The sequence below is a fragment of the Streptomyces phyllanthi genome, from assembly GCF_009377205.1.
Classification (GTDB): Bacteria; Actinomycetota; Actinomycetes; order Streptomycetales; family Streptomycetaceae; genus Streptomyces; species Streptomyces phyllanthi.
In genome coordinates, this window is sequence record NZ_VJZE01000291.1 from 1 (window position 1) to 11,693 (window position 11,693).

The 11,693-nt window shown below is 72.1% G+C and carries 10 protein-coding genes; 3 read left to right on the plus strand and 7 right to left on the minus strand.

Annotation, left to right across the window (positions count from 1 at the left end; genetic code table 11):
• Positions 1 to 980: ROK family transcriptional regulator (locus tag FNH04_RS30695; protein WP_228031711.1), on the minus strand; the 980-nt coding region annotated here is incomplete at its 3' end.
• Between the two features lie 192 nt (positions 981 to 1,172).
• On the opposite strand from FNH04_RS30695, the gene FNH04_RS30700 reads away from it, so the two are divergent.
• A complete protein-coding gene (locus FNH04_RS30700) occupies positions 1,173 to 2,390 on the plus strand; it encodes an MFS transporter (protein ID WP_152789046.1) in 1,218 nt (405 codons plus the stop codon).
• Here the strand turns inward: FNH04_RS30700 and FNH04_RS30705 are convergent.
• Positions 2,372 to 3,496, minus strand: a complete 1,125-nt coding sequence (locus FNH04_RS30705; RefSeq protein WP_152789047.1) for a glycoside hydrolase family 6 protein — start codon at positions 3,494 to 3,496, stop codon at positions 2,372 to 2,374. The two genes, FNH04_RS30700 and FNH04_RS30705, sit on opposite strands and share 19 nt — an antisense overlap.
• A gap of 231 nt (positions 3,497 to 3,727) precedes the next feature.
• Here FNH04_RS30705 and FNH04_RS30710 point away from each other — a divergent pair, with 231 nt between their 5' ends.
• Positions 3,728 to 4,402: a DUF5995 family protein gene (locus FNH04_RS30710; RefSeq protein WP_152789039.1), complete on the plus strand. Its 675-nt coding sequence runs from the start codon at positions 3,728 to 3,730 to the stop codon at positions 4,400 to 4,402.
• Positions 4,403 to 4,491: 89 nt separating this feature from the next.
• On the plus strand, positions 4,492 to 5,421 hold the full coding sequence (locus tag FNH04_RS30715; protein ID WP_152789040.1) for an LLM class F420-dependent oxidoreductase: 930 nt from the start codon (positions 4,492 to 4,494) through the stop codon (positions 5,419 to 5,421).
• A gap of 15 nt (positions 5,422 to 5,436) precedes the next feature.
• Here the strand turns inward: FNH04_RS30715 and FNH04_RS30720 are convergent, their stop codons facing one another.
• The 5 genes from FNH04_RS30720 to FNH04_RS30740 form a co-directional block, all read right to left on the minus strand.
• Positions 5,437 to 7,149: a flavin monoamine oxidase family protein gene (locus FNH04_RS30720; protein ID WP_152789041.1), complete on the minus strand. Its 1,713-nt coding sequence runs from the start codon at positions 7,147 to 7,149 to the stop codon at positions 5,437 to 5,439.
• A gap of 61 nt (positions 7,150 to 7,210) precedes the next feature.
• On the minus strand, positions 7,211 to 8,005 hold the full coding sequence (locus FNH04_RS30725; protein ID WP_152789042.1) for a carbon-nitrogen hydrolase family protein: 795 nt from the start codon (positions 8,003 to 8,005) through the stop codon (positions 7,211 to 7,213).
• A 207-nt stretch (positions 8,006 to 8,212) separates the two neighbouring features.
• On the minus strand, positions 8,213 to 9,424 hold the full coding sequence (locus FNH04_RS30730; RefSeq protein WP_152789043.1) for an MFS transporter: 1,212 nt from the start codon (positions 9,422 to 9,424) through the stop codon (positions 8,213 to 8,215).
• 373 nt (positions 9,425 to 9,797) lie between these two features.
• Positions 9,798 to 10,250: an Lrp/AsnC family transcriptional regulator gene (locus FNH04_RS30735; protein ID WP_322724302.1), complete on the minus strand. Its 453-nt coding sequence runs from the start codon at positions 10,248 to 10,250 to the stop codon at positions 9,798 to 9,800.
• Positions 10,251 to 10,260: 10 nt separating this feature from the next.
• Positions 10,261 to 11,693, minus strand: a 1,433-nt coding sequence (locus tag FNH04_RS30740) for an amino acid permease (RefSeq protein WP_152789045.1), incomplete at its 5' end; no start/stop codon positions are given.

Consider the following 11,693-nt stretch of genomic DNA (forward strand, 5'->3'; position numbering starts at 1 on the left):
CCCTCGATCACCACCTGGTCCGAGCCCCCGGCCACTGCCTCGCCCTCCGCTCCCCCGATCGTCCCCTCGGCCTCCGTACCCTCGACCACCGCCACGGCCCCACGTACGAGAGACGCCGCAAGCGCACCGGTCGCCGCCCCCCGCACCGGCACGCCGCACTCCTCCGCCAGTGCCACCACGGCCGCGCCCCCCGCGAGCGAGTGGAAGCCGCCCTCGCAGTCCGTGGCCGAGGGGAGCGTGCTCGTGCCGGGGGCCGGGAGGAAGCCGATCTCCCCCGCGCCGCCGGAGGCGCCGCGGCGAAGACGGCCGTCGAGGACGACGGCGGCGCCGGTGCCGAGGCCGAGCCACAGCAGGACGAAGGTGTCGCGGTCGTGGGCGGCACCGTCGCGCTGCTCGGCGAGCGCGGCCAGATTTGTCTCGTTCTCGACGATCACACGGGCCGGGAGGCGTTCGCCGAGCGCCGCGACCAGGAGGCGGTGCCACTCCGGGAGGCCGGAGGAGTCACGGAGTTCGCCGGTCGCGGGGTCGATCAGGCCCGGCGCACCGATGCCCACGGTGTGCAGCCGGTCGGCCCCCGCCTCCTTGGCCGCGTGCTCGACGAGGGCGACCGCCTGCTCCACCGCGGGTCCGGTACCTGTGTCGTCCGCGATCGGCAGGGAGGCCCGGTTCAGCTCCGCACCGAGCAGGTCGGAGACGACGACGGTCACGCCTTCGGTGCGGACGTCGAGGGCCCCGAGATGCACGAGGTCGGCGACGATCCCGTACAGGCGGGCGTTCGGGCCGCGCCGCTGCTCCCCCGACTCGCCCACGACGGCGATCAGACCGGCCGCCGTGAGGCGTTCCACCAGGTCGGCGACCGTGGGGCGGGACAGTCCGGTGAGCTGCTTCAACTGCCCTGCCGTCAGCGGGCCCTCCTGCTGCAGCAGCCGCAGGGCGAGCCGGTCGTTGATGGCCCGGGCGGTGCTCGGTGATGCGGGCATGCCGGGATCCTCCCAGATCAGCGGGGTGGGGCCGAGGCGCGCCCCCGGTGCGTGGCCGTCGGCGGGTTATCGACTATCTATCAGGAAGGGTCCCTGATAGTTTACGCCGGGTGCCCCGAAGAGAGTGCCGCGGCACCGCGAAGGGGCGGGCGCGGGCGGGTATCGGGGAGGATGGGCGGGAACATGAGCGAGATGGCCGGTGAGGTCCACGACGAGCGCACGGTACGGCGCGCCCGGTACGCCGTGGCCGCGGTGTTCGCGGTGCACGGCGCGGTCACCGGGTCGTTCGCGACGCGGGTGCCGTGGATCCAGGACCATGCGGGCCTCAGCGCGGGCCAGCTGGGACTCGCCCTCGCCTTCACGGCGTTCGGCGCGTCCTGCTCCATGCCGCTGGCCGGCCGGATCAGCCACCGTTTCGGCAGCCGTACCGCGCTGCGCGGTCTGATCGTGCTGTGGACCCTGTCGCTGGTCCTGCCCTCGCTCGCGCCGAACCTGCTCACGCTGTGCCTGGCGATGTTCGCTTACGGCGCCACCGCGGGCATGGCCGATGTCGCCATGAACGCCCTGGGTGTCGAGGTCGAGCACCGGCTCGGCAAGTCGATCATGTCCGGGCTGCACGGCATGTGGAGCGCCGGCGCCCTGATCGGCTCGGCGGCCGGCACGCTCGCCGCGCACCTCGGCTCGGACGCGCGCCTGCACTTCGCCCTGGCGGCCGCGTCCCTGACGGCCCTCGGTGTGCTCGCCTGCCACTGGGTGCTGGATCTCCAGCCCACCGAGGACGAGGAGCCGCCGCCCAGGTTCGCGCTGCCGCCCAGGTCGGCGCTGCTGATCGGGACGGTCGGGTTCTGCGCGGTGTTCGCGGAGGGGGCAAGCCTCGACTGGTCGGCGGTCTATCTGCGGGACCAGCTGGGCACGTCGGACGGGCTCGCGGCCGCGTCGACGACCGGGTTCATGCTGACCATGGCGCTCGCCCGGATCGTGGGCGACGCGGTGGTGAACCGTTTCGGCGCGGTGCGCACCGTCCGCGCCGGGGGCGTGTTCGCCGCCCTCGGCGGTCTGCTGATCGTGATCTCCGGCCACCCGTCCGTGGCCATGGCCGGGTTCGCGCTGCTCGGCCTCGGTATCGCGGTCGTCGTGCCGCTGTGCTTCGCGGCGGCGGGCCACAGCGGCCCCAACCCGAGCCAGGCCATCGCGGGCGTCGCCACCATCACGTACACCTCGGGACTGATCGCCCCCAGCATCCTCGGCGGGATCGCTCAGGCGACCAGCCTGGTCGTGTCGTTCGGGCTGGTGACCGTGCTGGCGTGCGGGGTCGCGGCCTTCGCCGGCGTGCTGCGCTCGGCCGACCGCGACCGGCCGAAGATCACCGCACCGAGCGGGGACTCGACGGCTCAGCGCGCCAGGTCGTAGGCGTACCCGGGGGAGAACGTCCCCGCCGCGCCCCTGCAGCCGTCCGACTCGCCCGGCAGCTTGACCCACAGGTAGGCGTCGATACGTGCCTCACCGGTGCTGAGCGTCGGCGGCTGTCCGAGCCTGCGCCCAGCCGGGTCGCACCACTCGCCGTCGGCGGGGGCGCCGTTGCCGTTCCGGCTGGTGTCGATGACGGCGCCCAGGCTCGCGGGACCGCCGAGGGCGTCCAGCACCTTCCGGGTGTAGGCGGCCTCGGCGCCCGTGCGGTGGAAGTTGGACACGTTGCTGAAGACGCCGTCGGAGGACACGGACGAGGCGGCGCCCGCCTGACGGAGGAGCGCGGCCTGCTTGTCCGCCGCGTTCCACTCGGAGTGGCCCGCGTCGTAGTACACGCGGGCCTTCGGGTTCGCCGCCTTCAGGACACGGCCGGCGCGGGCCAGCGAGGCGAACCGGTCGGCCCTCCGGCCCGCCGGGAGGCAGTCGGACTGGGCGATCGAGTCGGGCTCCAGGATCACGATGACCTCGCCGGAGCCCAGCCCCGCGGCGAACGCGTCGATCCACGCGTCGTACGCGTCCAGGTCGGGCGCCCCGCCCTCCGAGGCTCCGCCGCAGTCCCGGTCCGGGATGGCATACGCCACGACGACGGGCGTCCGGCCCTGCGCTGCCCCGCCCGAGGTGACCGCCCTGACCCGCGAGGTGGTGGCGGAGGGAGTGGGGTCGGTGAACCAGACGGCGGCGGGGCGGTCGGCGATCCGGGACTCGATGACCGCGCGCCGGGGGTCGGCGGGGTTGGCGGCGACCCAGTCGACGACCTGGGAATCGGGGTGCCGGTAGAGGCGGGCCGGTGTGGTCACGGCTTCCGCCGCCTTCTTCCCCGTGGGCTTCGGACTCGGCTTCCCCGGCGTCCTCGACGGGGACGGCAGAGCCGAGACCACGGACCTGGACGGTGCGGGAGACGGCGGGCCGGTCACGGTGGGCGGCGGCCGGAGGCTGGGCGAGCGGGTCACCAGGGGGCGCGCCTCGTCGGGCCCGCGGTCGTCGTCCAGCGCGGAGACCATTCCCGTGATCGTGCCGACAGCGGCCACGACCGAGGCTGCGGCGACCATGCCGCCGCGTCGGGCGGAACGCCTGCGCTCGGCCCGGCGTGCGGCCAGGCGCTGCGCACGCGAGCCTGACACGTCGTGCTCCCCCCATCTCCACCGAGGCCATCTCCACCGAGACCATCTCCACCGAGACCCTCTTCAGCGAGACCCTCTTCAGCGAGGGCGTTACCCCGTTCCGGGGAAGCAGCCGCCATGGTGATACTTGCGCCAGCCTAGGGCTGGGACCCTGCCCCTATGGCGCAGTTGGAACATTTCACCACTCCCGTCGACGGGATCGTCTCCCGTATGCGCGCCCTGGACGCGGGCCTGCCGGAGCGGGACGGGATCGCGGTCTTCAACCGCGTCTACCTCACCGTCACCGAGGCGATCGACCGGCGCATCGACACCGGGGAGTTCCCGGACGCGTGGGCCGCGATCACGCTGGACGTGCGGTTCGCCGAGCGCTATCTGCGGGTGGCCGAGGGAGGGACGGCGCCCGCCTGCTGGCGACCGCTGGTGCAGTTCCGGTGCCATCCCGGCGTGCGGCCGCTGCAGTTCGCGCTCGCGGGCATCAACGCGCACATCGGGCACGATCTCGCGCTGGCCGTCGTGGACGCCTGTCGTACGCTCGACTGCGAACCCGCCGGGCTGGAGGACGAGTTCGACCGCGTGGGCGACATCCTCGTCTCGCTGGAGGAGCGCATCCGCGAAGAGCTGATGCCGGGCCCCGACCTCCTCCAGCTCGCCGACCCGCTCACCCATCTGTTCGGCTCATGGAGTCTGGAGCGCGCCCGCGACGCCGCGTGGTCGGCGGCCCGCACCCGGTGGGCGCTGCGCGGACTCCCCGAACTGGCCGAGGAGTTCGAGCAGCGGCTGGACGCCGCGGTGGGGCTCACGGGACGCATGCTGCTCACGCCGCTGCGGGAGTGATCCGGCCACTCTCGCCCCATGCGCCCCACAACTAGTAGGTGAACGTTGTACGTTCGACAACGGCACACCTCTGCGAAGGAGCACAGGGCATGGCGACGCGACTCGGACTGAGCCTTCCTCAGCTGCGGCAGTACGACATCGGAAAGGACGTACCGGAGGTGGCACGGGCCGCCGAACAGATCGGCTACGAGGGCCTGTGGGTCTTCGAGCGGGCCCTGTTCCCGGAGCCCGCCACGCAGGGGCTGTACGGCATCGAGGGCCTGCCGTGGCCCGACCAGTACCGCCACGTGGCCGACCCGATGGTCACCCTCACCCTGGCGGCCGCCGCCACGGAGCGGGCCCTTCTCGGCTCCAGCGTGCTGGTGGCCCCGCTGCATGTGCCGTTCCAGCTCGCCAAGTCCCTGGCCACGCTGGACGCGGCGAGCGGTGGCCGGGTCGTCGCGGGCCTCGGCACGGGCTGGTCCCTCGACGAGTACGCGGCCTCGGCGGTCCGCCCCTTCGAGGAGCGCGGCCAGGTCCTGGACGAGGTGATCGAGGTCTGCCGCGCGGTGTGGGGCGCCGACCCGGTGTCGTACGACGGGCGGACCACGAAGATCGCACCCGCCGTCGTCGGCCCCAAGCCCGCCCGGCCGATACCCATCCTGCTGGCCGCGAACACGAAGAAGGCTCGGCGCCGGCTCGTGGACCACGCCGACGGCTGGCTACCGATCGGCATGGGGGCCGAACAACTCGCCGCCCAGTGGCGTGAGTTGCAGGACCTCGCCGCCGAACGCGGGCGCACCGAGCCGATCCGGACCGTGCTGCGGGTGAACGCCGTGTACACGGGCAAGACGTATGACGGCGCGGACCGCCAGCCCTTCCAGGGCGACGCCGGCCAGATCGCCGAGGACCTCGCGGCCCATGCCGAGGTCGGCATGGACGAGATCCTCATCGACCTGCAGAGCACCCCGCGGGACGCCCAGGAACTCAAGGACGCAGCCGCCGAGGTGTACGAGAAAGCGCGGGCGGCCGGGATCTAGCGCCGCCGAGTCAGGTCAGTCCTCCGGCAGCTCCACCGGTGCGATCTCGTCGTACACGTCGCCGGGCCCGGGGTTGGCCGGGTCGGTCGTCCCGCCGAAGTGGTGCATGACGCCCCAGACCGCGTTGAGCGCGGTCTGGACGGCGCCCTCGGCCCAGCCCGCCGTCCAGGAGATGTCGTCACCGGCGAGGAAGACGCCCCGCTTGTCCTTGGGGAGCCCGTCCTGCACGAAGTGTGTGAACAGGCGCCGCTGGTAGCGGTAGTGGCCGGGCAGGTTGGCCTTGAACGCGCCCATGAAATACGGCTCGTTCTCCCAGGACACGGTCACCGGGCTGCCGATGACGTGCTTCCTGATGTCGACGTTCGGGTAGATCTCGCCGAGCGACTTCAGCATGACCTCCATCCGCTCGTTCGCGGACAGCGGCAGCCACTTCAGGCTGTCGTCGCACCAGGTGTAGGAGAGGCAGATGACGGCGGGCCTGTCCGGACCGTTGTCGAGGAGGTAGGTCCCGCGCGTCATACGGTCGGTGAGCGTCATCGACATGACGTCACGGCCCGTCGGGTTTCCCCTGTCGTCGACGGCCTTGTCCAGCCAGAAGGGCCGGTCGACCGGGACGAACAGCTTGGAGCTCTCCATGTAGTGCGTGCGCTCGATCGCCGTCCAGTGGTCGATCGGGAAGAGCGAGTCGTCGCAGTCGATCTTCGACAGCAGCATCCAGGACTGGGCGGTGAAGATCGCCGCCCGGTACGTCCGTATGTCACCGTTCGCGTCCGTCACGGTGATCCGGTCGCCCGCGGTGCGGTGCAGCCGGGTCACAGCCGGGCGCGGCTCGCCGCCGGTGTGGAGGGACTTGAGCGAGGTGCCGTACGCCCAGTGGACGATCTTCTCCGGCTCACGCTCCCACAGCCGCAGCGGCAGCTGCTGGGAGCCGCCGACGATACCGCGGTGGTGGTCGTCGGCCTCGGTGTAGACGACGCGCAGGATCTCCAGGATCGAGTTGGGGAAGTCGGTGTCCCAGCCGCCGGTGCCGAAGCCGACCTGGCCGAAGATCTCGCGGTGTCGGAAGGACCTGAAGGCCTCGGAGTCACAGAGGAAGCCGTAGAAGGTCTGGTTGTCCAGCTTCTCCACGAGCCGGGACCAGATCTCCCGGATGCGCGGCACGTCGCGTTCGCGCAGGGCCCGGTTCATGCCGGAGAAGTCGGCGCCCTCCTCCAGGCAGGCGTTCCACGCCTCCGCCACGTCCCGGTAGACCTGCGGGAGGTCGTCGATCGTCTCGGCGTAGTGGCTCTCGCCCTTGAGGTCGACGACGGTCGAGGGAGTCGCCTCGGCGAGGGGGTTGGGGAAGGGACGGGTCTCGAGCCCGACCAGGTCGATGTAGTGCTGGAGCGCCGTGGAGGACGGCGGGAAGCGCATGGCGCCCATCTCGGCGGTGAGGCCGGGGTCGCAGCCGTCGAAGCCGACGGTCCGCAGCCGTCCGCCGATCCGGTCGGCCTCGTACACGACGGGCCTGAGGCCCATCTTCATCAGCTCGTACGCGGCCACGATCCCGGACAGGCCGCCTCCGATGACCGCGACCTCGGCGCCGTGCTCGGTCGCGGGGACCTGGCCGAGGCCCGCCGGGTGGGCGAGGAAGTCGTCGTAGGCGTAGGGGAAGTCCGGCCCGAACATGGTGATCGGCGGCAGCTGCACATCGGTGTGCTGGACGGCGTTGGGCACCGTGGACGTCATGGGGTACTGACTCCTTGCGGGGAATGACGCGGAGGGCGCGGCGCGCGTGGGCGCCGGAGACTCAGACGAGGACGAGGGAGCCGTAGAGGCCGGGGCGCCGGTCCCTCAGATACGGGTTCGCCTCGCGGGAGACGGCCAGGAAGGCGGGATCGGTGTCGGCGAGAAGCAGTTCCTCGCCCCGTCCTCCGCGGGCTCGGGCGACCCCGTCGGGGCCGGCCAGCGTGGAGAGCCCGACGAATTCGAACTCCCCTTCCCACCCGACCCGGTTGACGTACGCGACGTACATCTGGTTCTCGAAGGCGCGCACTGGTACGACGGACTCGGCGACGAACTGGAACGGGTGCATCTGCGCGGTCGGGACCAGCAGCAGGTCGGTGCCGGCGAGGGCGTGCGCGCGGACGTTCTCCGGGAACTCCACGTCGTAGCAGATCATCAGGCCGACGCGCAGACCGCCCAGTTCCGCCTGGACGACCGGCTGGTCCCCCGGAGTGAAGTGGTCGCGCTCGAAGCAGCCGAAGAGATGGGTCTTGCGGTAGTTCGCGAGGCGGGTGCCGTCGGCGGAGATGAGCTGGACGGAGTTGAAGACGTGCTCTCCGGCCCGCTCGGGGTAGCCGTACGCGACCGCGAGGCCGTACCGTCCGGCGGTCCTGGCGACCGCGTCGGCCGAGTCGCCCTCGGCGGGCTCGGCCAGCCGCGCGATGCCGTCGCCGATCGCGTATCCGGTGAGGAACAGCTCCGGCACCACCAGCAGCCCCGCTCCGGCGGCCGCCGCCCGCCCCGCGGCATCGTCGAGCACCTTGAGGTTCTCGGCGACCGAGCCGGGGCGGCCGGAGCTCTGGAGCAGGGCGGTGCGCATGCGTGTTCCTCACCGGTTGCGAAAGGGGAGTCGGGGCCGACTGCCGGGCCACTTAGACGGTACGGTCGGCCGCGCCGGCCGGACAAGCGGCAGCCGTTGCGCGCCGACGAGCGGATCGTTGCGTGCGACACGGGTCCGGCGACGATTCGTTGCAGGGGGCCCACCGGGGCACGAGGACCGTGCGGCAAGCCGTGGACCACCCGCGGCTCACAGCCGGTGCGCGGCCCCCGGACCTCCGGCAGAGCGCCCCAGCAACACCGCGGTCACCAGATACGGCACCGCGAACAGCGCGAACACCGCACCGTGCGAGGCTTCCGACCCGGCCACCGCGTACGCCCCGTACACAGTGATCGTGGTCAGGTCGGTCCCCACTCCGGCGACCGAGGTCAGCGTGGCCCGCCCGGTTCCGCGGATGCGCTCCTGCAGTCGGGCGTCGGCGAGGACGCTCGCCAGCTGGAAGCCGGCGAAGGCGAGGGCCACCAGCGCGACGGCGGCGGGCGTCCCCGCCACCGCCCCCACGGCCAGGACCGACGCGGAGCCCGCGAGCAGCGCGGCCAGCCCGGGGTTGCCCAGCCGCTCCCCCGCTCCGGCCAGCAGCCCTCCGGCCGTGGCCCCGGCCCAGATGAGCAGCAGCAGCCAGGGAACGGTGCCGTCGGCGACCCCGGTGTCACGCACCAGCAGCGGGGTGTACTCGTCCAGCGCGCCCCACACCGCGGTGACGGCCGGGACGAGCAGCAGGGCACCGCGTACGGAACGGTCGCCGCGGGCTTCGGCGAGCCCGGCGCGCAGCGTGGCGGCCCAGCCGGTGCCGCCGCCGGAGTCCGTGTCCCGCTCCCGGTGCTCCGGGAACCGTGCGGCGACCGTTGCGGTCAGCAGACAGGCCAGGACGCTGGCCAGCCCCACGGCCGGATATCCGCCGAACGCGAGCACCGGTCCGGCCAGCCCCATCGCCGCCACGACTCCGACGAGCCCGGCCGCCTGGGCCCGGCCCATGACGCGCGCGTAGTGGTCGGCCGCGCCGAGCCGGTCGAGCTCCTCGTACACCAGCGCCTCCAGGGCGCCCGAGCCGAGGGCTCCGCGGACGCCCCACAGCACGAAGCCGGCGGCGAACGCCTCGTACGAGGGCACGAGCACCCACAGGGCGAAGCCGACGGCGCCGAGCAGCGGCCCAAGCCACAGCAGCATCCGCCGGGAGACGGCGTCGGCCCAGGCACCGGACGGGATCTCGACGAGGACGCCCGTCAGCGACCACAGCACGAACAGGGACGAGATCTGCCAGACCGAGAGACCGGTGTCGGCGAACAGCAGCGCGTACACCGGGTAGAGCAGGACGAAGTCGTCGAGGAACGAGTAGCCGTACAGCGTGGCCGTCAGCCGGCGGACACCGGTGAGGGGCACACGCGCAGGTGAGAGTGTCATGAGGCCTTCCCGCAGGGACAGTTCGGACGCCGGATGTACGGCGCCCGAGGCGGCCCTCGGGAGGCACGGCTCTTGGATCAATGTCGCCAGGTCATGAGACCGATATTAGGCAGGGCATCGCGCTGCAGGCCACAACAAATCCGCAGCGCCCGACAACCGCAACGCCCCGCTCCCCCCTAGTGCTGTGGCCGGAAAGGTTTGCCGGAAAGCTCGCGGCGTCCGGTGCTGGGGGCACCTCCCACGCCGTTCAGGCAGTGGGGGAGCATCGCAAGGCGGAGCATCGCCCGCGTACCGGATGTACTCGGGTGATGCGAGACCGCGGCGAGGTGCCGTGCCGGGCGTCGCGAGCCGGTGAACCTTTCCGGTCACAGCACTAGGCAGGCGCCCCGGAGGAAAACCTCCGCAACAGGGGCGACAGCACCAGCACCGACTTCGTCCGCTCCACGAACGGCTCCCCCGCGATCCGCTCCAGCACCCGCTCGAAATGCCGCATGTCCGAGGCGAAGACCTGCACCACCGCATCGGCCTCACCGGTGACCGTGGAGGCGGCCACGACCTCCTGATACCGCTCGAGCCCTCGCTGGATCGTCTCCGGCGAGGTGTTCCGGCGGCAGTAGATCTCGACGAACCCCTCGGTCTCCCACCCGAGCGCGGCGGGATCGACCCGCACGGTGAAACCGGTGATGGCCCCGGTCGCACGCAGCCGGTCCACGCGCCGTTTGACGGCGGGCGCGGACAGGCCGACCAGGTGGCCGATGTCGGCGTAGGAGCGGCGGGCGTCCTCGGCGAGGGCGTGCACTATGCGTTCGTCGAGATCGTTCAGCACTGCGGGTGGATCACTTCTCTGGAGTGGCAAGACGGGAACGGCGGTAGCCGTACAGGAAGTAGAACACGAGCCCGACGGCCATCCAGACCCCGAACACCCCCCAGGTGACGGCGTCGAGACTGCCCATCATCCACACGCAGAAGGCGAAGCCCAGCGCGGGCAGCACCGGCGACAGCGGCACCCGGAAGGTGCGGGGCATCTCCGGGCGGGTCCGGCGCAGCACCACGACGGCCACGTTGACCAGCGCGAAGGCGAACAGCGTCCCGATGCTGGTGGCGTCGGCGAGCCGGCCGAGCGGGACGGCGGCGGCGAGCACACCGCAGAAGAGGGACACGATGAGGGTGTTGGCGCGGGGTGTGCCGGTCCTCGGGTGGACGCGGGAGAACACCTTGGGCACGAGCCCGTCGCGGGACATGGCGAACAGGATGCGGGTCTGGCCGTACAGCACGGTCAGGACGACGCTGGCGATGGCGATGACCGCGCCCGCCGCGAGCACCGTGCCCCAGAAGGAGCCACCGGTGACGTCCTTCATGATCCCGGCCAGCGCGGCCTCCGAACCGTCGAACTTCTGCCAGGGGCGCGCCCCGACGGCGACGGCGGCGACGAGGACGTACAGCGCGGTGACGATGACCAGCGAGAGCATGATCGCGCGCGGCAGGTCGCGCTGCGCGTCCCTCGCCTCCTCGCCGGCCGTGGAGGCGGCGTCGAAGCCGATGTACGAGAAAAAAAGCGTGGCCCCGGCCGCGCTGACACCCGCCATGCCGAGCGGCATGAAGTTCTCGTAGTTGCCGGAGCGGAAGCCCTGGACGCCGATCGTGCAGAACAGCAGCAGCGCGGCGATCTTCACGATCACCATGATCGTGTTGGCGCGGGCTGACTCGCGGGCACCGCCGAGCAGGAACACCATGGCGAGCAGGACGACGATCAGCGCGGGCAGGTTGAAGACGCCGCCGTCGCCGGGCGGCGCGGACAGCGCGTCGGGGATGGTGACGCCGAGGGCGCCGTCGAGCAGCTCGTTGAGGTACTCGCCCCAGCCGACCGCGACCGCGGCCACCGACACGCCGTACTCCAGGACCAGACACCATCCGCAGACCCAGGCGATCAGTTCGCCCATCGTTGCGTACGCGTACGAGTACGAGGACCCGGAGACCGGGATGGTGCCCGCCAGTTCGGCGTACGAGAGGGCCGAGAACAGGGCGGTGAGGCCGGCGATCACGAAGGCGAGGGTGACGGCTGGGCCGGCGTCGGGGACGGCCTCACCGAGGACCACGAAGATACCGGTGCCGAGCGTGGCGCCGATGCTGATCATGGTGAGCTGCCACAGCCCGAGGGAGCGCCGGAGCTTGCCTCCTTCACCCTGGCCACCCTCCGCGACCAGCCGTTCCACGGGCTTGCGGCGCATCAGCCGGGCGCCGGTGCCGGAGGTGGGCGAAGGGGGAGGGG

Excerpts from the sequence above, each read along its gene's own strand:
- FNH04_RS30700 (WP_152789046.1), top strand. The coding sequence starts at position 1,173 with ATGGCCGGTGAGGTCCACGACGAGCGCACGGTACGGCGCGCCCGGTAC.
- FNH04_RS30705 (WP_152789047.1), bottom strand. The coding sequence starts at position 3,496 with ATGGTCGCCGCAGCCTCGGTCGTGGCCGCTGTCGGCACGATCACGGGA.
- FNH04_RS30710 (WP_152789039.1), top strand. The coding sequence starts at position 3,728 with ATGGCGCAGTTGGAACATTTCACCACTCCCGTCGACGGGATCGTCTCC.
- FNH04_RS30715 (WP_152789040.1), top strand. The coding sequence starts at position 4,492 with ATGGCGACGCGACTCGGACTGAGCCTTCCTCAGCTGCGGCAGTACGAC.
- FNH04_RS30720 (WP_152789041.1), bottom strand. The coding sequence starts at position 7,149 with ATGACGTCCACGGTGCCCAACGCCGTCCAGCACACCGATGTGCAGCTG.
- FNH04_RS30725 (WP_152789042.1), bottom strand. The coding sequence starts at position 8,005 with ATGCGCACCGCCCTGCTCCAGAGCTCCGGCCGCCCCGGCTCGGTCGCC.
- FNH04_RS30730 (WP_152789043.1), bottom strand. The coding sequence starts at position 9,424 with ATGACACTCTCACCTGCGCGTGTGCCCCTCACCGGTGTCCGCCGGCTG.